1 protein-coding gene is annotated in these 281 nt (G+C 66.9%); it reads left to right on the top strand.

Annotated elements, in window-relative coordinates; translation table 11 throughout:
* A partial coding sequence (locus EN861_RS35090) for an aldehyde dehydrogenase family protein (protein WP_135928263.1) occupies positions 1–281 on the top strand: 281 nt, incomplete at both ends.

The following is a 281-nucleotide window of genomic DNA, read 5'->3' as shown; positions in this document are numbered from 1 at the left end:
GCGTGAAAAGGCTGAGCCTCGAGCTCGGCGGCAACGCGCCCTTCATCGTCTTCGACGACGCCGACCTCGACCTCGCCGTCGGGGGCGCGCTCGCCTCGAAATTCCGCAACGGCGGCCAGACCTGCGTCTGCGCCAACCGCATCCTCGTTCAGGCTGGCGTCTATGACGCCTTCGCCGCCAAGCTCAGCGCCCGCGTCAATGCGATGACGGTCGGGCCCGGCACTCAAGCCGGCGTCGCCATCGGACCGATGATCAACATGGCGGCGGTCGACAAAATCAAC

It is taken from the genome of Mesorhizobium sp. M8A.F.Ca.ET.218.01.1.1 (assembly GCF_004791165.1).
Classification (GTDB): Bacteria; Pseudomonadota; Alphaproteobacteria; order Rhizobiales; family Rhizobiaceae; genus Mesorhizobium.
The sequence above is the reverse complement of the archived record's forward strand: the minus strand, read 5'-3'. Positions and strand labels throughout refer to the sequence as shown.